This window comes from Pseudodesulfovibrio hydrargyri (genome assembly GCF_001874525.1).
Lineage (GTDB): Bacteria > Desulfobacterota > Desulfovibrionia > Desulfovibrionales > Desulfovibrionaceae > Pseudodesulfovibrio > Pseudodesulfovibrio hydrargyri.
Genome location: NZ_LKAQ01000004.1, coordinates 1,411,171 through 1,429,188 on the forward strand (window position 1 = coordinate 1,411,171; position 18,018 = coordinate 1,429,188).

Genomic DNA, 18,018 nt, shown 5'->3' on the forward strand with positions numbered 1-18,018 from the left:
TTTTTGTATGCGCATTCGCGCGTGTGGCGGGATAAGGAAGGGCGTGCGTCTAACACGGCAAGACTTGCGTGCGAAGCGAGACCTTGCAAAGAAGCCCGTCTGACCGCGTTCGCACCCCGCGAAGCGGCGCCAAAAAGTTTTGAAGGGGAGTCCAGAGGGGAAACTTTTTCAAAAGTTTCCCCTCTGGCCGCCGGAGGCATTCCTAAAATAAATCGATTCGGCCGTCGGTTTTTTTGTACCAGGTCAGGAATCCGTCCACGCATTCGGGGCAGAGCTGTTTGTCGCGTTCCTCGGCGATGACTTCGGCGGCCACGGCCCGGGGCAGGGAGTCCCGGTGCGGGCGTTCGGAGATCATGGCGCAGTAGGTATCGGCCACGGAGATGAGCCGGGCCAGACGGGGGATTTCAGATCCGGCCAGGCCGTTGGGGTAGCCCGAGCCGTCCCACCGTTCGTGGTGGGACAGGCAGACTTCGGCCACGTCGGCCAGGGCCGGGATGGGCGCGAGCAGGGCCGCGCCCAGGCGCGTGTGTTCCTGGATGTGCTTGAACTCCTGGGGGCTGAGCTTGCCGGTCTTGCGCAGCACCGCGTCGCTGGTGCCGACCAGGCCGATATTGTGCAGCCTGCCGACGATCAGCAGCCGTTCCAGGATGTTCTTGGGCCGGTCCAAAGCCTTGGCGATGCCGTGGGCCACGCGGGCGACCTTTTCGGAGTGGAAAGCTGTGGATTCGGTGCGCGCCTCGGCGGCGCGGGCGATCTCGATCAGGCTGGCCAGTATTTCTGCGGAACAGGTTTCGGGTGACATGGCACGCTCCGAGGTTTGAACAATTTTGTCTGGGGCGAGTATGTGGCGGGCCCCGGACCGGGTGCAATTATATTTCGCGGCTTGCCTCGCCCGTCCGCCCGAAGTAGGATTCAGGCGTGGAAAGCCCTGTCCTTGAATACGTCTCGGCCATGCTCGATTCCGAGCGCATGGCCCACCAGATAGCCCACCATCGAGTTGTCGAGGGCGCGGACGCCCGTTTCGGCGAGCCGCGCAGGCCGTGGCCCGCCGCCCTGCGGAGCGCTCTCTCCCTGCTCGGCATCGACCGGCTCTACGACCACCAGGCCGAGGCCGTGGACTATGTCCGGGCGGGCAGGCACGTGGTCGTGGCCACGCCCACGGCCAGCGGCAAGACCCTGACCTACAACCTGCCCGTGATGGAGCAGATCCTGGCCGACCCCGAGTCCAAGGCGCTCTATCTCTTTCCGCTCAAGGCCCTGGCCCAGGACCAGCTCAAGGGGTTCAACGAGCTGGCCGCGCTCCTGCCGCTGGACGGGCGCGAGGACCGCAGGCCCACGGCGGCCATCTACGACGGCGACACCTCGCCCCATTTTCGCAAGAAGATCCGCAACTCGCCGCCCAACGTGATCCTGTCCAACCCGGAGATGGTCCACCTGTCCATGCTTCCGCACCATGCGGGCTGGGCCGAGTTCCTGTCCGGGCTGACCCATATCGTGGTTGACGAGGTGCATACCTACCGGGGCGTCATGGGCGGACACATGGCCATGGTCTTCCGCAGGCTGATGCGGCTGTGCCGCTACTACGGGGCCAGTCCGACCTTCGTCTTCTGCTCGGCCACTATCGGCAATCCGGCGGAATTATGCAAGATGCTCACCGGGCTCGACGCGCATCCTATTCTCGAATCCGGGGCCGCGCGGGGCGGGCGGCACATGGTCTTCGTCAACCCGGACGGCAGCCCGTCCGGGGCGGCCATTTCCCTGCTCCGGGCGGCGTTGGCCAGGGGGTTGCGGACCATCGTCTACTGCCAGTCGCGCAAGATGACCGAGCTGATCTCCATCTGGGCGGCCGAGAAGAGCGGGGAGTTCAAGAGCCGCATTTCTGCCTACCGGGCCGGGTTTTTGCCCGAGGAACGGCGCGAGATCGAGGCTCGCATGGCCGACGGCGAGCTGCTGGCGGTCATCTCCACCTCGGCGCTCGAGCTGGGCATCGACATCGGCGGCCTGGATGTCTGCATCATGGTCGGCTACCCGGGCTCGATCATGGCCACCCTGCAGCGGGGCGGACGCGTGGGCCGCAGCCAGCGGGATTCGGCGGTGGCGCTCATCGCCCAGGAGGACGCCCTGGACCAGTATTTCATGCGCAACCCGGACGACTTCTTCGCCCGTCCGCCCGAGTCGGCCATGCTCAATCCGTTCAATCCGGTGGTCATGGACCGGCACCTGGTCTGCGCGGCCGCCGAATTGACCCTGCGGCGCGGCGAGCCGTTCCTGGCCGAGGAGCCGGTGGCCCTGCGGGTGGAGCAGATGGTCGCGGCCGGGCACCTCTTCGAAGTGGAGCCGGACCTGCCCGGGCATCCGACCGAGATCGTCACCCACCGCAAACGGCCGCACCGTGACGTGGACCTGCGCGGGGCGGGCAGCCAGATGCACATCGAGGACAACTCCCTGAGTGATGAAAAAGCGCCGGTGATAGGCACCATCGACCAGTACCGGGCCTTTCGCGAGACCCATCCGGGCGCGGTCTATCTGCACCGGGGGCGGACCTTCGTCATCCGGGACATGGATCTTTCGACCAACGCGGTGCATGCCGTGGCCCAGCGCGTGGGATACTACACCAAACCGCGCGGGTCCAAGGACACCGAGATACTGGAAGTGCTCGGCCAGAAGGCGAGCTTCGGCACGCGGGTTTATTTCGGGCGGGTCAAGGTCACGGACCAGATCACCGGGTACGAGAAACGCTCCGTTCGCGGCGGCAAGCTGCTCGGCATCGTGCCGCTCGACCTGCCGCCCCAGGTCTTCGAGACCGAGGCCATCTGGTTCGAAATCGGCCACGACATCCGGCGGCGCTGCGAGGAGGAATTCCTCCACTTCATGGGCGGCATCCACGCCTTCGAGCACGCGGCCATCGGCATGCTCCCGCTGCTGGTCATGACCGACCGCAACGACCTGGGCGGCATCTCCACGCCCATGCACCCCCAGGTGGAGGGCCCGGCCGTGTTCATCTACGACGGCATGCCCGGCGGCGCGGGGTTGACCCGCCAGGCCTTCGAACGGGCCGACGAACTCATCGAGACCACGCTTTCAACCATCCGGGACTGCCCGTGCGAGCTGGGCTGTCCGTCCTGCGTGCATTCGCCCAAGTGCGGGTCGGGCAACCGGCCCATCGACAAACGGGCCGCCCTGTTCGTGCTGGAATCCATCCGCTCGGGCGACCCCCAATCCATCACTCCAAAGGAAATCGACGTGAACACGCTCCCCGGCATCGACGTGAAGCGGCCCGCGCCCAAGCGATACGGCGTCCTGGACATCGAGACCCGCTACTCCGCCGACGAGGTCGGCGGCTGGAACCGCGCCGACCGCATGGGCGTGTCCATCGCCTGCCTGTGGGACTCGGCCGAGGAGGCCATGTTCGACTACGAGCAGGACGACATGGACGGACTGGTGGCGCACCTGCAAAAGTTCGACCTGGTCATCGGCTTCAACCACGTGAAGTTCGACTACGCGGTGCTCGGCGGCCTGCACCCCTTCGGGTTCCGCTCCCTGCCCAATCTCGACCTGCTGGTGGAGGTCAACAACCGGCTGGGCTACCGGGTCAAGCTCGACAACATCGCCTCGGCCACGCTCGGCGCGGGCAAGTCCGCCGACGGCCTGATGGCGCTCAAGTGGTGGAAGGAAGGGCGGCTGGACCTGATCACCGAATACTGCCGTCAGGACGTGGCCGTGACCCGGGACGTCTATCTGTTCGGCCGCGAGCATGGCCACATCTTCTTCACCAACAAGGCCTCCCAGAAGGTGAAGCTGCCCGTTGATTGGTAGGCGGCTTCCGAGAGCGGCGCATCCGCACATTTTTCCCGGCCGGGCCAATCCTCACGTAGACGGCTATCGCTGCTGTAGTCGTCTCTAAGACCGAGCAATGAGGCACGCTGCGGTTGCCCCGGCCGGGAGAAAATGCACATATGCAGCACTCTCGAAAGCCTGAGCGGGCCGCCGGTTCTTCCATGTAAAAAAGCCTATCGCGGAGAGACGTTGTTTGCCGCCGACGGCGGCAAAGGCGCTCCAAGGCGGGAGGGGCGTTTGCGGCCGAGCCAAGGCTGGACGGCGATTTCAGGCTCTATTTTTTGACAGCGTGCGCTTTGCCGTATTAGACCGGGTATGACGGAACTGTGTCCCAACACAGAGGTGGTGCCCATGTTCAAGCGGTTGTTCCAGTTTCTCTTCTTTGCCTACCTGCTCCTGGCGGGCGTCCAGCATTCGGCTCTTCCCGAGGTCGAGCACGAATTGAAGGCCGCGGCCCGGTCCGGGGATGCCGAGGCCCAGTTGATCCTGGCGCGCAAGTATTTCGAGGGCGACTTCGGCAGCCACGACCCGGCCGAGGCCGCGCGCTGGCTGCAACGGGCCGCGGACCAGGGCAATGCCGACGCCCAAAACATCCTCGGACGGTTCTATCTCGCGGGGTTGGGCGTGGAGCGGGATGCGGCCGGGGGATTGGCCCTGCTTCGGGCCGCGGCCGACCAGGGCCAGCCCCAGGCCCAGGCCTACATGGCCTACGCCTATGGCCAGGGCGACGGGGTGGAGCGCAACGCGGCCGAGTTCCTGCGCTGGACCCGTAAGGCCGCTCAGAGCGGCGACGCCCGCAGCCAATACAACCTGGCCACCCTCTGTCTGACCGGCAGCCTGGTCCCCCAAGACGTCCCCGAGGGCCGTCGCTGGCTCGAACTCTCGGCGGACCAGGGCTTCACCGAGGCCCAGGTGGCCCTGGGCGAACTGCTTATCCGGGGCATAAACCAGCCCCCGGACCGGGTCGAGGCATGCAAGTGGTTCGCCATCGCCGGGACCAAGGGCCACCCCCGGGCCGAACAACGCCTCAACCAGATCGTCGAGCACATGACGAAAGAGGAAATGAACGAGGCGGCCCATCGCGCCAATGTCTGGCTTCAAGCCCAGAGCGGTTTGCGGTAGCGGGCCATCTCACTTTTCCCTGATGGGCTTTCATCCTCATGTGGAAGGCTACGTTGCGGTGAAAGCCCACCAGGAGAAAATGCCCAACTGCCCACTCTCTCAAGCCTGAATGGAAAGCGGCGGTCTGGCCTGTTGAAGAGAGGAGCGCGCGGCTCTGTGGATGGATTGCTTACCGGAAGTCGATCGATAGGCCTGATTGCGAGCGTTCTGCTTAGGAGCATCCCCCGGAAATGTGCGGATGCGCTATCGCAAGCCGGCTAATTCATCGCATACCGTTCAATCTGGCTTTTGTAGGTGAGTATGCCTTCGACAATGCCGTCGGACAGGTGGTCGAGGTACTTGTCCGAGCGCAGCCGCTTGGATTCGGTGCTGTTGGTGATGTAGCCGATCTCCACCAGGATGGAGGGCATCTTCGCGCCCATGAGCACGTAGAACGGGGCCTCGCGGGTGCCCTTGTTGTTCAGGGGGTAGGCCTTGCGCACCCGCTTGATGGTGCTGGCCTGCACGTCTCCGGCCAGGTCGCGGGACTCCTTGATCTTGGAGTTGACCATCAGGTCGGTCAGGATGAACTGCAGGTCCGAGATGGCGCGCGGGTCCACGGCGTTTTCGCGGGCCGCGATGCGCACGGCCGCGTCGGTCTTGGCCAGGTTCAGGCTGTATGTCTCCAGCCCGCTGACCTTGCTGCTGCGGTTGGCGTTGCAGTGGATGGACAGGAACAGGTCCGCCTTCTGGGCGTTGGCCATGGCCGTGCGCTTCTCCAGCGGGATGAACACATCCGTGCTGCGGGTATAGATGATGTTGAATCCCTTGTCCCGGAGCTTGCCGCCGACCAGCTTGGCGAACTTCAGGTTGATGTCCTTTTCGCGCAGGCCGTGAGCCATGGCCCCGGGGTCCTTTCCACCGTGCCCGGCGTCGATCATGATCGTGCGCACGGTCAGGCCGAGCTGCTCCAGGAGGCTTCCGGCCATCTGCTTGCTGCCCTTGGGCGGGCGGTAGTCCGAGTTCGCCGGGGTCTTGTGCTCGGGTTCGGCCTTGGCCACGGTTGTCGGGGCGGGCGTCTTGCCGTCCGGCGCGTACACGTCGATGACGATGCGGTAGGGGTTCTGCAGGGGGAAGATCTTGTAGTCCTGCATGTTCAGGAAATCGAGGACCACGCGGGTGGTGTCCTTGGAATACTGGCCGGTGCGGATGGACCGCAATATGCCGTCGGATACGGTGGTGGCCGCGGTCACGTCGTGGCCCAGGCGGGAGTCCTGCAGGTCGATGTACAGCCGGTGCGGGCGGTTCACCTTGGGGTTGGGGCCGAGCACCTGGTAGCGGTACTTGACCTGGGCGTCGAGTTCCAGGACCACGCGGGTGTATTCGTCGCTGGAGGTGTACCGGACCACGTCCAGGTGGGCCAGTCCGGCGGGGTCCTTGAGCTTGGCGGTCACGGCCTGCTGGCGGACCGGTGCGGGCTTGTTCGGGGCCGGGGCGGCGCCGCCCGAGGCCTCCCTGATGGAGGCGTCGTAGTTGCCCAGCCGCTTCAGGGCGACCTCGGCCTTGTCGCGCATGTCCGAGCGCGGGTAGTCGACGATGATGGCCGCCAGATCGTGCCGGGCGTTGGCGGTTTCCTTGAGCCTTCTGTCGTAGATGTCGGCCCGGCGGTACAGGCAGTCGTCGGCCCAGCCGTGGCGCGGATACCGGGACAGGACCCGGCCGTAGTAGTCCACGGCCCGGCGGAAGTCGGACTTGAGCCCGGAGCGGGCCCCCAGTTCCTCGTATACCCGGCCTATGTAATACAGGGCCTTGGGCGCGTAGGGCCCGTTGGGCGAGGCCTTGAGGCAGAGGGAGAAGCTCTTCTCCACCTTCTGCCAGTTGGAGCGGTATTTGGCCCTGCGCGAATCCTTGGCCAGGGAATGGAACTCGGAGTGCCCCACGGTGAAATAGGATTTGGCCGACGCGGCGAGGGCCGGGGAAGGACATAGCAAAAGGGCCGCAAGGGCGCAAAGCGCCAAGGCGGACAGCAGACGTATTTTGGCGGCGTAAAGCTGCTTCATGGCATATCGGACCGGGGCTCGGGTCTGGCCCGCCCGGCATCGCCTTCCCGCAGGCGCATGTCCGGCAGGTTCATTAAGTCCGCATTTTTCCGAAGATTCTAAAAAAAGTCCAGAAAAAAAGCAAAGGCCCCTGAATGCCCGGCCGACCGGGTCAGGCCAGGCCGGTGGACAGCCACCGGGCCCAGTCCCCGCGCCCGTTTTCGCGAGCCAGGGCGGCGGCGGATTCCCAGTCGTAGTCCACCTCGACGAACTCCGCGTCCCAGCCCGAGGCCGTGCGCGAGACCACGGCGTAGGCGGCCCGGGGTGAACCGCTGGCCATGGCGTGGGGCGGGTCGTCGTCATTGTAGGCGGGCAGTCCCACGCTGCCCGGGTTGATCACGGTCATGCCGCCGGCCAGGGCCAGTCCGGCGTGGTGGCTGTGCCCGGCCAGGACCAGGGTGCATCCCTCCGCCTCGGGCAGGAGGTCGGCCAGGACGGCGCCCGGCTCGCGCGGGGCGGGCAGGCCGGTGGCCACGTCCTCGAGCAGGTAGGCGGCGTCGTCCTTGGGCGTGCCATGGCAGAGCAGGATATCCGGTTCGAGGCGCAGGGTTCCGGGCAGCCCGGCCAGCCAGGCCAGGGGGGCGGGGCCGAGCAGGCCGCGCACCGCGTCCACCGCGGGCGGGGGCGCGTCGTCCAGGAGGATGCGGTCCTGGTTGCCGAGCACGGTCGGCATGGGGTGTTTCGCAAGCACCGCCCAGGTTCCGGCCGGGTCCAGGGGGCCGTAGAAGGTGTCGCCTAGGTTGACGAAGCGGGTCAGCCCGTGCGCTTTCGCATGGGCCAGAACGGCCTTGAGCGCGGCCGCGTTGCCGTGGATGTCGGCCAGAACGGCCAGAGGCTCTTGACTTTTCATGGGACCCACTATCCGCAAAACAGGGCCCGAAGGCAAGGGTGCGGATGTTCTTTACTCTACGGCCTTGCCGATATATGAGGGCCGGAAATGAACAATACGCACGTTGTCGGCATATCGGACATGAAGCTGTCCACCAATCCCGGAGACGTCATCGTCACCTATTCCCTGGGCTCCTGTCTCGGGGTCACGGTCTACGACCCCAAGGCGCGGATCGGCGGCATGGTCCACTGTCTGCTGCCCACGGCCGCCGCTGCCAAGGAAAAGGCGCGGGCCAACCCGTTCATGTTCGTGAACACCGGGGTGGCCATGACCGTGCGCCGTCTGGTGGACCTCGGGGCCGACAAGAACCGGCTGGTCTTCAAGGCGGCCGGCGGGGCGAACATGCGCAAGGACCGCATCTTCGACACCGGCGTGCGCAATTTCAACGCGCTGATGAAGCTGCTGGAGCGCAACGGCAGGCTGCTGACGGCCAAGGACGTGGGCGGCACGATTCCCCGGACACTCTTTCTGTACCTGGATACCGGTCGTGTGGTAGTAAGGTCATTGGGGAAAGAGAGCGACCTATGAGCCGACGAGACGAAATCCTGCTGGCCTGCGAGAAGGTAGTGGCCATGCCGACCTGCGTACGCAAGGCCGGGGCCCTGCTGGACGGGCCGGAAACCGACCTCGCCCGGCTGTCGCGGATCATCGAGCACGACCCCGGCCTGACCGCCAACCTGCTCAAGGTGGTCAACGCCTCGGACCTGGCCTCGGACCGCCCTGTGCTGACCGCGCGCGAGGCCCTGGACGTGCTCAGGTCGCCCGAGGTCCTGCGTTTCTTCATCTCCACGGGCGTGGCCCCCTACTATGTCCACGTCATCGCGGGCTACGATCAGGCCCCGAGCCAGTTCCTGCAGCATTCCACCACCGTGGCCATCGCCTCCCGCGAGCTGGCCGCCGCGCTCAAGCTGGATGCGCCCGGACACGTCTACACCGCCGGGCTGCTGTCCGGCATCGGCAAGCTCCTGCTCGGGGCGTACGTCCAGGTGGACCTGCGCCAGATCCTGCATATGGTCTTTGACGAGGGCATGGCCTTCGACCGGGCCGAGGATCGCATGCTCGGCATCAACCACGCGGAATTGGGCGGCATCGTGCTCGAGCGCTGGGGGCTGCCCGACGCCCTGACCAGGGTGGTCTGCCACCACCTGCGCCCGGACGAATACGAGGGCCGGGACGTGGTCCTGGACCTGGTCCACGTGGGCAACGTGCTGGCCAAGATGATCGGCGTGGGGCTCGGCGCGGACGGCCTCAATTACGAGGTCTCGCCCTCGGTGGTCGAGCGGCTGGGCGTCACGTCCGCGATCCTGGACAGGGTCTCGGCCGAAGTGGTGGTCGAGCTGCAGTCCCTGTGGGACCTGTTTCTCGAATGCTCCGACGACTTCTGCAACCTGTAGGGATCCTCCCTACCGGGCCACGTAGGCCTTCTTGAGGAACACCGGATTGACCGGCACGTCTTCCATGCGGCCAGCCCGGGCGGTCTGGACCTCGCTGATCTTCTCGACCACGTCCATGCCCCGGATGATCTTGCCGAAGGCGCAGTATCCGGCGGTGGTCTGCTGCGAATAGGAGCCCGCGCCGGTCTGCGAGGAGGATCGGCTGAAATCCAGGACCGGGTTGTCCTTGACGTTGAAGAAGAACTCGCAGGTGGCCGAGTCCGGGGCGTCGGCCCGGGCCATGGCGATGGTTCCCTTCTCGTTCATCAGCCCGGTGCCCGCCTCGTTGGGGATGGGCGGAAACAGCGGGCGCTTGCGGTTGATCGGGAAGGTGTAGCCCCCGCCCTGGACCACGGCCATGCCCTTTTCGCCCCGGCCCTGCTTGACGACCCGGTGGAAGACGGTGTTGTCGTAGAACCCGGCGTTCACATATTTGAGGAAGTTGGCCACGGTCTTGGGCGCGTCCTTGGTGGAGAGCATGATCATGATCCGGCCCATGGAGGTCTCCATGACGACCACGGGGTCGGGCCCGGCCTGGGCCGGACGGGCGGAAAGGGCCAGGATCAGGGAGCAGGCCAGCAGCAGGGGAGTGAACCGGAGACGGAAGTATTTCATGGGAATAGTCCTTGTATTGGGTTGTCTTATGACCGGAGGGCCGCGAGGAGCAGTCGTCTCGCCCCGGCCTCGTCCATGTCCCGCCCGGTCCACAGCCTGAACTGGGCCAGCCCCTGGTGCAGGAACATCTCGAGTCCCGAGACGGTGCGGCACCCGGCGGCCCCGGCCTCGGCCAGGAATCGGGTTTCAAGCGGGTTGTATACTATATCGTAGGCCACCGCACCATCTTCGAAGCGGTCCGCGTCCCACGGGGTCAGTTCCTGCATGTCGCCGGACATGCCCAGCGGCGTGGTGTTGCAGACCAGCTCCCAGCCGCCGTCCATGCGCTCGTCCCAGGGGACGCAGGCCACCCCGAAGTCCGCGGCCAGCCCCTCGCCCTTGGACTGGGTGCGGTTGGACACGGCCACGCGCGGGATGCCCAGCTCCAAAAAACCGGCCACGGCCGCGCGGGCCGCGCCGCCCGCGCCGAGCACCATGGCCGAGCGCGGCAGGGGATCGAGCGAACGCAGGGGGGCGACCACGCCGATGACGTCGGTGTTCTCGCCGCACAGGGTGTCGCCGTCCCAGTGGACGGTGTTGACCGCGCCGATGGCCAGGGCCCGGTCGGATATGCGGTCCAGATGGGCCATGACCGCCCGCTTGTGCGGGATGGTCACGGACAGCCCGTGGATCGGTTCGGTGCGCACGCGCTCCATGAACGCGGGCAGATCCTCCGGCTCCAGCGGCCAGGCCTCGTAGCGCGCGTCCAGGCCGAGTTCGGCGAATCCCCAGTTGTGCAGGGCCGGGGACATGGTGTGGCCCAGCGGCCAGCCGATGATGCCGTAGGCGCGGGGCACGGGCCTACAGCTCCCCGGCCTGCTCGAGGCTGCCGATGTTCAGCCCGGACCACTTCTCCTCTTCGGAGCCGAGGTTGGCCTTGAGCATCTTGAAGAGCACGCCCTTGGGCCCGATCTCGATGAATTCGCGCACCCCGGCTCCCCACATGGCCCGCATGGTCTGGATCCACAGGACCGACGAGGTCATCTGACGCTGCATGACCGCCTTGATCGACGCCGCGTCGGGCTCGGGCAGGGCGGTTGCGTTGTGGAAGACCGGGAAGGCGGGGGCCTTCCAGGCAAGGGTGTCCAGGAAGGCGGCGAACTCGTCGGCGGCCTCCTTGATCAGCGGGGAGTGGAACGCCCCGGACACGGCCAGCCGGATGGCCCGCCCCTTGGCCGCCTTGACCAGGGTTTCCGCCGCGTCCAACGCCTCGGCCTCGCCCGAGATGACGAACTGGGCCGGGGTGTTGTAGTTGGCGATGCGCAGTTCCTTGCCGGACTGCTTCACGGCCTGGGCCACGACCTCCTCGACCTGGTCCTGGGCCAGCTTGACCACGGCGGCCATGCCGTGGCCCGCGCCGCCGCAGTCGGCCATGAGCCGCCCGCGCAGGGTCACGGCCCGGACGCAGTCCTCCACGCCGAGAATCCCGGACGCGCCCAGGGAGGCGAACTCGCCCAGGGAATGCCCGGCCGTGGCCGAGGGGGCCAGCCTGTCCCTGGCGGCCAGCCACAGGGTCAGGTTGACCACGGTCAGGGCGGGCTGCAGGGCCCGGGTGTCGGCCATGTCGGCCGGTTCCCCGTCCCAGTAGATTTCGCGCAGGGCCAGGCCGGACTCTCGCTCGGCCAGCTTCCAGAGGTCCAGGGCGGCGGAATCCGCCTCGGCCACGTCGCGGCCCATGCCCTTTTCCTGGGATCCTTGTCCGGGGAAGAGAATGCCGGTCTTGGTCATGAATAGCTCCTTGAGATGCACGGGCGGGCGGTCCCGGCCGCGTGATGGTGTCTGATTTCGGTGGCAACGGGATACCGCGCGGCGCGACGGCACGTCAAGCGCGGGCACAGGAAAGCGGGCCTGCGGTTGACACTGAAAAAGCAAAGCGGGTAGGACTCATGGCATGACCATGCACGACCACCGCACCGGAATCCCAGGCCTTTCGTCCGGGTGGGCGGCCTCAAGGAGGTTTTCATGAAGATAGTGATCATCGGCGGCGGTGCCGTGGCCGGGGCTGGCGCGGTGGTCCTGGGCGACGTGGTCCCCGGCCTGACCGTGGTGGGTGTCCCGGCCCGTCCGAAAACCTGATTCTTTTCCCCTGGTTCGCCGTATTTGTCCGCAATGTCGGGGCTTTTCTCAGTCGGTCACACAACGGTCTGAAATTGTTTCACAATTGAGTTAAACAACGATTTCAATTGCCTGGGTTATGTCAACTGTCCGATTTTTCAGACTATATCTAGACTTCTCGGCAACCCTTGCCGGGCGGGGGTTTTCAGGAAATTGGACGAACTGACTTGATTTAACTGGATATCCCTAGTATGAATACGAGTAACGGTCAAAAACTGTCATCGCAAGGCCGTGGATTCCATGCGCTTGAAACGCTTGGAATTCGGTTCCGACGGAGGGAAAAGACGAATGCCGATTGCGGATTCCGAGTGTATCTTTTGCAAGATCGTGGCCGGGGAAATTCCCTGCGCCAAGGTCTTTGAATCGGACACGGTCCTGGCCTTTCTGGACATCGCGCCCGTGCATCCGGGCCATGCCCTGGTGCTGCCCAAGGACCATCATCCGACGCTCATGGACATCCCCCCGGCGCTCGGCAACGACCTCTTCAAGGCCCTGTCCGCCGTGGGCGGAGCCGTCATGGAGGCCACCGGCGCCGACGGGCTCAACCTCATGCAGAACAACTACGAGGCAGCCGGACAACTGGTTCATCACGCGCATTTTCATCTCATACCGAGGTTTGCGGACGACGGCCTGAAACTGTGGGCCCAGTCGTCCTACGAAACCCCGGACCACATGCAGAAACTCGCGGCCACTATCGCGGGATTGCTGAAGTAAGTTATTGAAAACCTTTTTTGGAGGCAATCGATGAGCACTCTCACCAAAGCCGGAATCGTGGACTACATCTACGAACGCACCGACAAAAACCGCGCCGAGATCAAGGACCTGGTGGAGACCATCCTTGAGATCATGAAGAAGTCCATCAAGAAGGACCACGCCCTGCTGATCTCCGGTTTCGGCAAGTTCGAGGCGTATGACAAGCGCGCCCGCAAGGGCCGCAACCCGCAGACGACCCAGACCATCACCCTGCCCCCGCGCAAGGTGGTCGTGTTCCGGTTGTCCCGCAAGTTCCGCGCCGAGCTGAATCCCTAGGCCGAAGACGCGAAAAAGGGCCGAATGACGACACCCGGCCCTGAAGTTCGGTTTGCCGCCGGACTTACGGCTTCTTCAGCACAAACCCCTTGGGGTAGTCCGTCCTCAGTTTATCCAGGGCGGCTCCGGCCGTTGCCTCGTCCGGGAACGAGCCCGCCTGCACCCGGAACAGCCCCTCGTCGGTCTTGACCATCACAGAGCCCTTGTAGCCGTCCGCAATGAGACGCTGCAGGGCTCTGTTTGCATTCTTTTCATCCGAGAACGCGCCCACCTGAACATAATACGGGCCGCCCGCGGCCACGGCCGGTGTCGCGGCCGGGGTGTCGGCCCGTGTTGCGCCGTCCGTTCCCGCCACGTCCCCGATGCCGACGATCTCGTCCTCCGGGTTGGTCGGCGTTCGCACCGGTGCCGGTTCGGCCACCGTGCTCGCGGCCGGTTTCGCGTCGGCTTTCACCGTCGGCTCCACGGCCTGCTGCGCGGGCGGTTCCACGGCCGGGGGCGTTCCCTGGGCAGCGGCGGCCTCGGCCTCGCGCTTGAGCTGGTCCGCGTCGGGCAGCGGCTCCTCGGCCAGGTCGTCCTCGCCCACGGCAGGGGGCTTGGTGCCGGCCTGCTTGGCCGCGTCCACCTCGTAGACCTCGTCGATGGGCTCGTCCAGCGGCTTTTCATCGCCCACCACGTAGGTCTCCTCGATAACGGGCGGCGGGGCGGTCTCGGCCTGTTTGGCCGGTTGCCGCACCGGCGGCGCGGATTCGATGTGTTTGCGGAAGCAGCCGCCGAGGACGAGGGCGGCCGCGGTCAGCACCGCCAGGGCCAGTATGGTTTTCTTCATGGGTAGCTCCCCCTGTTCTATCTCTGTGGCGTATCTGTCTAGAATATGTCTAAAGTATACGTCATAATCGGCCTTGGCAAGCCGCCGGACGCCCGGATTTTCGTGCTCTGCCGGGGTGGGGCGCGGCCGACTCCGTCAAGTTGTTTTTTTATGCCAATCGGTTGTTTTTTCCCGCCATTCATTCCCGAAACCCCGTTTTGCCGAAAACAGGGTGTAAGCTGTCCGGGAAGTCCGGGGATCGGCCCCGGGCCCCATCCCGGTCAGGGGCGGGGACTCCGGTTCCCGCCCCTTCAGGACAGGCCGGTCCACATCGCCCATGCCACCTCTATGGCGGACAACCCGCCCGGCGTCAAACGCGGGATGGACGCGGGCCGCCGCCTTGGGCTACCGTGCATCCATGCGAATCGGACGGTACGAGATACGTGGCCTGCTCGGCCGGGGCGGCATGGGTGCGGTGTACAAGGCGGCCATGCCCGTGACCGGGCGCATCGTGGCCCTCAAGGTCCTCAGGCCCGCCGAGATCATGGACGACCTGCTCGGCCGGGACGCCCTTCGCGAGATGTTCTTCAAGGAGGCCTCGGCCATGGCCTCGATCAGCCACCCCAACGTGGCCGCCGTGCTCGACGCGGGCGGCGGGGGCGACTGTGCGGACTGCCCCGCCGTGCCCCCGCATTTCACCATGGAATATTTCTGCGGCAACCTCGGGGTGCTCATGGGCGAGACCTACGAGGTGGAGCGCAAATCCCGGCTCCTCGGGGTGGAGACCTCCCTGTCCATCGCGCGCGGCATGATCGGCGGCCTGGACCGCCTGCACTACGAGGGCATCATCCATCGTGACGTCAAGCCGTTCAACGTCATGCTCGCCGAGGACCAGGGCGGGCCGGGCACGGTCAAGCTCATCGACTTCGGCCTGTCCAAGCTGCGCGGCGAGCGCACCGCCCACCACAAGGGCATGGTCGTGGGCTCGCCGTACTACGCCGCGCCCGAGCAGGAGGCGGACCCGGAGTCGGCCGACGAGCGCTCGGACCTCTATTCCGTGGGCGTGACCCTGTACCGCATGCTTACCGGTTGCTTGCCGGACGGGACGCCGGGCGGCAAGGGCGTGGCTCCCATCCGCGAGGTCCACGCCGACCTGGATCGAGGTTGGGACGACTTTTTTGCCACGGCCCTGGCCCGCGACCCGGCGGCCCGGTTCCCGGACGGCCCGGCCATGCTTGCGGCCCTGGACGAGCTTGAAGCCCGCTGGCGCAAGCGGCGTGACGCCGCCTGCGCGGCCCCGGACCTCCTGGCCGAGCCCGAACCCCTGAAAACCTGCCCGCCTCCCCGGTCCAAGCCGCTCAAAGCCGGGCTCAAGCAGGGGCGCGCGGCCTTCGGCCTGGATGAGTTGTGGCGGCCCGAGTGCTATGCCCACGGCGAGTTCGTGGACCAGGGTGACGGCACGGTCGTTGAGCGGACCCGGGGGTTGGTCTGGGAGCGTCACGGCTCCCGCTATCCGCTGACCTGGGAGCGCGCGAACAGTCACGTCGCCCGCCTGAACAAAAACGGGTACGCAGGCCGCGCCGACTGGCGGCTGCCCACCGTGGCCGAGTTGACCACGCTCTTCACCGGCCGCACCGAGCCCGGCGAATTCTGCTTCGAATCCGCCTTTGACCCGCAAAAGGCCCGCCTCTGGTCCGCCGACCGCAAGGCCTTTACCGCCGCCTGGTACGTGGACGCCGAGCTCGGCTTCGTCTGGTGGCAGGACCTGACCTGTCGCTTCTTCGCCCGCGCCGTGGCCGGGTAGGGGAGGGAGTGCCTCCGGCGGCCAGGGGGGAAACTTTCGAGAAAGTTTCCCCCCTGGACTCCCCTTCAAAGCTTTTTATCGCCGCTTCGCGGGGACTGGCCCGGTCCATCGGCCGGTTCGGACATCGTAGTCGCGCCAGCCGAAGCGGACAAAGCCCAGGTCCCGGTCGTGCAGGCCGCCCGCGAAGCCGATGGGCAGGCGCAGGCCCGGGTTGGTGTTTTATTGAACAGGCTCAACAGGGGATGCTCAAATTTTCAATATAGCAACTGTCGGAAACCGAGGTGCCGCAGTAATGGATGTATCAATCGAATGTTGGTGTATTCTTGTAGTGGTGTATTAATTATTTTAAGTCATGGAATTCGGACATGCATTTTTTACAAGTGTAATAAAACCGTCCTTTACTAAAAAAATAATAAGCACAAGTGATTGCAATTATCGCATAAAGGAAAATGGACACTGTGCCTGCGATCAAGTCGATCAAAAGAACAATCGATGCGGCAAGAAGGAGGAGCAATCCTTCCTTCTTTTTACGGTGTTCCACAATATCCGGCGAGTTGCAGTTGGGGCATCTTGTCATTTGCAATCCTTTGTTGGACGGTGAGTTGCCTCACCGTCCTTGGGAATTCTATTTGTCGGTTTGCGTGTATTCCTTGGGATCGAAGTCTTTCCACCTCGTTCTCATCATCCGTTCAGCACTCCCATCCGTAAGTTCATGAATCGTTTTCTTTTTTGTTTCATCTATGAATTCTCGTAACGGTGGATATTCATTTATTGTTCCCCGTAATAAGCCGGAGGTTCCCCCCATAATCGCTCCTGCAATCGTTCCCGGCAAACCAAAGGTACTACCCCGCCAAGCACCCAAGCCAACACCGACCGCACTGCTCGTAGCTATCCTGCGTCCAGCACCTTTTCTTGCTTCCAACCCCAGCGGATCAACCCCATTCACCGGATCATCCAAACAATACCCGTACCAATCCGGGTCGCCTCCCTTGTCCCCGATGGGGTCCGGGGCGGTCCATCGGCCTGTCCTGACGTCGTGGTCCCGCCAGCCGAAGCGGACAAAGCCCAGGTCCCGGTCGTGCAGGCCGCCCGCGAAGCCGACGGGCAGGCGCAGGTCCGGGTTGGTGTCCTCGATGATGCCGCCGAACGGGTCGTACAGCACTTCCTTTATCACGTTGTCGTCCACGTCGGCAACAACGCGCAGGGGACCGACCTGGTCGTAGAACAGCCCGGCCACCTCACCGTCGTCGCGGCGCATGGCAAAGGGCGTGCGCTCGCCGTCGCGGTAGGCGAACTCGTATTGGTGTTGTCCGTCATAGAACGCGGCCAGGCGCACGAAGTCGAGCCACTGGTAGGCCTCCACGAGTTCGCCGTTCCTGTACTTGGCCACCCGCTGATCGTCCTCGTCGTGGGCAAAGGTGAAGACCTTGTCCCGGTCCTCTTCCTCGGCCTTGAGCAGCCGGTAGTCCGGGCTGTATTCGTACAAGGTGTACACGCCCTTGTCCGACCAGATGGACCGGAACCCGCGCTCATCGTGCGAATACTGCCCGCCCCCCGCGCGCATCAGCCGGTTGTCCGGGGTGTATTGGTAGTCGCGATAATTCGCCCCGGCCGTGGCGGGCAGATAATCCCGCACCCTACGCCCCTCGCGGCCGTACTAGCACTGACAGATCAGCCGCCCGTCCAGCTTGGCCTCGGCCAGCCGCCCGCCGTCGTCAAACGCATAGGCCCAGGTGGACTTGCGCCCCCTGACCGTCTCGGTTTTCTCCACAATGCGCCCGTCCGGGCCGCGCCTCAGTTGGCAAAGATAAGGTGCTGTCACGGCGACCTCCGTTGGTTTCGTTCCCGAGGCCCGTCCCCGGGAATCCAAACCAGCATACCCCCGGTTTTCGCCAACACCCTGTTTTGTCGAAGAATGACGCCCAAAAGCACCCGATGCGCATAAAAAAGCAACTTGACAGGGGAAGACAATGCCTCCGGCGGCCAGAGGGGAAACTTTCGAGAAAGTTTCCCCTCTGGACTCCCCTTCAAAGCTTTTTGTGTGCCTTCGGCAGGGCCGTGCGGATTCGGGAATACCCCTTCTTCCCTGGAGCGACTCGGGTGCGCAGCACCCGACAGCGGATCTCCTACCGCGCTATGGATAGGCTTGGGAGAGTGGGGCAGCTGTGCATTTTTCGAGGGCCCGCCTGACCGCAGCGTACTCCCTGTACGTGAGGATCAGGCGGGCCCTCGGAAAATGTGCAGATGGC

General features: G+C 65.0%; 17 protein-coding genes. 7 read left to right on the forward strand and 10 right to left on the reverse strand.

All coding sequences use genetic code 11. The features are described from left to right. Positions 1-202: 202 nt before the first annotated feature. Positions 203-802 carry an HD-GYP domain-containing protein gene (locus tag BerOc1_RS11000; protein ID WP_071545751.1) on the reverse strand — a complete coding sequence of 200 codons (600 nt, stop codon included), beginning with the start codon at positions 800-802 and terminating at the stop codon, positions 203-205. A gap of 149 nt (positions 803-951) precedes the next feature. Here BerOc1_RS11000 and BerOc1_RS11005 point away from each other — a divergent pair, with 149 nt between their 5' ends. Further along, positions 952-3,816: a DEAD/DEAH box helicase gene (locus tag BerOc1_RS11005; protein WP_443197720.1), complete on the forward strand. Its 2,865-nt coding sequence runs from the start codon at positions 952-954 to the stop codon at positions 3,814-3,816. A 336-nt stretch (positions 3,817-4,152) separates the two neighbouring features. After that, positions 4,153-4,959: a tetratricopeptide repeat protein gene (locus BerOc1_RS11010; protein ID WP_084641399.1), complete on the forward strand. Its 807-nt coding sequence runs from the start codon at positions 4,153-4,155 to the stop codon at positions 4,957-4,959. Between the two features lie 257 nt (positions 4,960-5,216). Here the strand turns inward: BerOc1_RS11010 and BerOc1_RS11015 are convergent, their stop codons facing one another. After that, positions 5,217-6,998 (reverse strand): N-acetylmuramoyl-L-alanine amidase, encoded by a 1,782-nt coding sequence (locus tag BerOc1_RS11015; RefSeq protein WP_071545754.1) that lies wholly within the window; start codon positions 6,996-6,998, stop codon positions 5,217-5,219. Between the two features lie 151 nt (positions 6,999-7,149). Continuing rightward, positions 7,150-7,887 carry a metallophosphoesterase family protein gene (locus BerOc1_RS11020; protein ID WP_071545755.1) on the reverse strand — a complete coding sequence of 246 codons (738 nt, stop codon included), beginning with the start codon at positions 7,885-7,887 and terminating at the stop codon, positions 7,150-7,152. A gap of 87 nt (positions 7,888-7,974) precedes the next feature. Here BerOc1_RS11020 and BerOc1_RS11025 point away from each other — a divergent pair, with 87 nt between their 5' ends. Together BerOc1_RS11025 and BerOc1_RS11030 are read left to right on the forward strand one after the other, a co-directional pair. Then, positions 7,975-8,454, forward strand: a complete 480-nt coding sequence (locus BerOc1_RS11025) for a chemotaxis protein CheD (protein ID WP_071545756.1) — start codon at positions 7,975-7,977, stop codon at positions 8,452-8,454. Further along, positions 8,451-9,320: an HDOD domain-containing protein gene (locus BerOc1_RS11030; protein ID WP_071545757.1), complete on the forward strand. Its 870-nt coding sequence runs from the start codon at positions 8,451-8,453 to the stop codon at positions 9,318-9,320. Before BerOc1_RS11025 ends, BerOc1_RS11030 begins: the two co-directional genes overlap by 4 nt. Before the next feature lie 9 nt (positions 9,321-9,329). Here the strand turns inward: BerOc1_RS11030 and BerOc1_RS11035 are convergent, their stop codons facing one another. Genes BerOc1_RS11035 through BerOc1_RS11045 form a run of 3 tightly spaced genes read right to left on the reverse strand, consistent with a single transcriptional unit; the run spans position 9,330 to position 11,741 of the window. Further along, a complete protein-coding gene (locus BerOc1_RS11035) occupies positions 9,330-9,974 on the reverse strand; it encodes a peptidylprolyl isomerase (protein ID WP_071545758.1) in 645 nt (214 codons plus the stop codon). Positions 9,975-10,000: 26 nt separating this feature from the next. Continuing rightward, positions 10,001-10,810, reverse strand: coding sequence for a shikimate dehydrogenase (gene aroE, locus BerOc1_RS11040; protein WP_071545759.1), 810 nt, complete (start codon positions 10,808-10,810; stop codon positions 10,001-10,003). Positions 10,811-10,814: 4 nt separating this feature from the next. Then, positions 10,815-11,741 (reverse strand): ACP S-malonyltransferase, encoded by a 927-nt coding sequence (locus BerOc1_RS11045; RefSeq protein WP_071545760.1) that lies wholly within the window; start codon positions 11,739-11,741, stop codon positions 10,815-10,817. A gap of 675 nt (positions 11,742-12,416) precedes the next feature. Between BerOc1_RS11045 and BerOc1_RS11055 the strand changes: the two genes are divergently transcribed. Further along, on the forward strand, positions 12,417-12,842 hold the full coding sequence (locus BerOc1_RS11055; protein ID WP_207503307.1) for an HIT family protein: 426 nt from the start codon (positions 12,417-12,419) through the stop codon (positions 12,840-12,842). A gap of 30 nt (positions 12,843-12,872) precedes the next feature. Continuing rightward, the gene (locus BerOc1_RS11060) at positions 12,873-13,157 is read left to right on the forward strand and encodes an integration host factor subunit alpha (RefSeq protein WP_071545761.1); all 285 of its coding nucleotides are present in this window, start codon (positions 12,873-12,875) and stop codon (positions 13,155-13,157) included. Between the two features lie 64 nt (positions 13,158-13,221). Here the strand turns inward: BerOc1_RS11060 and BerOc1_RS11065 are convergent, their stop codons facing one another. Then, a complete protein-coding gene (locus tag BerOc1_RS11065; RefSeq protein ID WP_071545762.1) occupies positions 13,222-13,986 on the reverse strand; it encodes an SPOR domain-containing protein in 765 nt (254 codons plus the stop codon). Positions 13,987-14,383: 397 nt separating this feature from the next. Here BerOc1_RS11065 and BerOc1_RS11070 point away from each other — a divergent pair, with 397 nt between their 5' ends. Beyond that, positions 14,384-15,769: a protein kinase domain-containing protein gene (locus BerOc1_RS11070; protein WP_071545763.1), complete on the forward strand. Its 1,386-nt coding sequence runs from the start codon at positions 14,384-14,386 to the stop codon at positions 15,767-15,769. 75 nt (positions 15,770-15,844) lie between these two features. Here the strand turns inward: BerOc1_RS11070 and BerOc1_RS19535 are convergent, their stop codons facing one another. From BerOc1_RS19535 to BerOc1_RS19290, 3 genes are all read right to left on the reverse strand, one after another. After that, positions 15,845-15,973: an RHS repeat-associated core domain-containing protein gene (locus tag BerOc1_RS19535; protein WP_504109388.1), complete on the reverse strand. Its 129-nt coding sequence runs from the start codon at positions 15,971-15,973 to the stop codon at positions 15,845-15,847. A gap of 421 nt (positions 15,974-16,394) precedes the next feature. Next, positions 16,395-17,405: an RHS repeat-associated core domain-containing protein gene (locus BerOc1_RS11075; protein ID WP_242652959.1), complete on the reverse strand. Its 1,011-nt coding sequence runs from the start codon at positions 17,403-17,405 to the stop codon at positions 16,395-16,397. 21 nt (positions 17,406-17,426) lie between these two features. Beyond that, positions 17,427-17,591 carry a hypothetical protein gene (locus BerOc1_RS19290; RefSeq protein WP_242652961.1) on the reverse strand — a complete coding sequence of 55 codons (165 nt, stop codon included), beginning with the start codon at positions 17,589-17,591 and terminating at the stop codon, positions 17,427-17,429. Positions 17,592-18,018 lie beyond the last annotated feature (427 nt).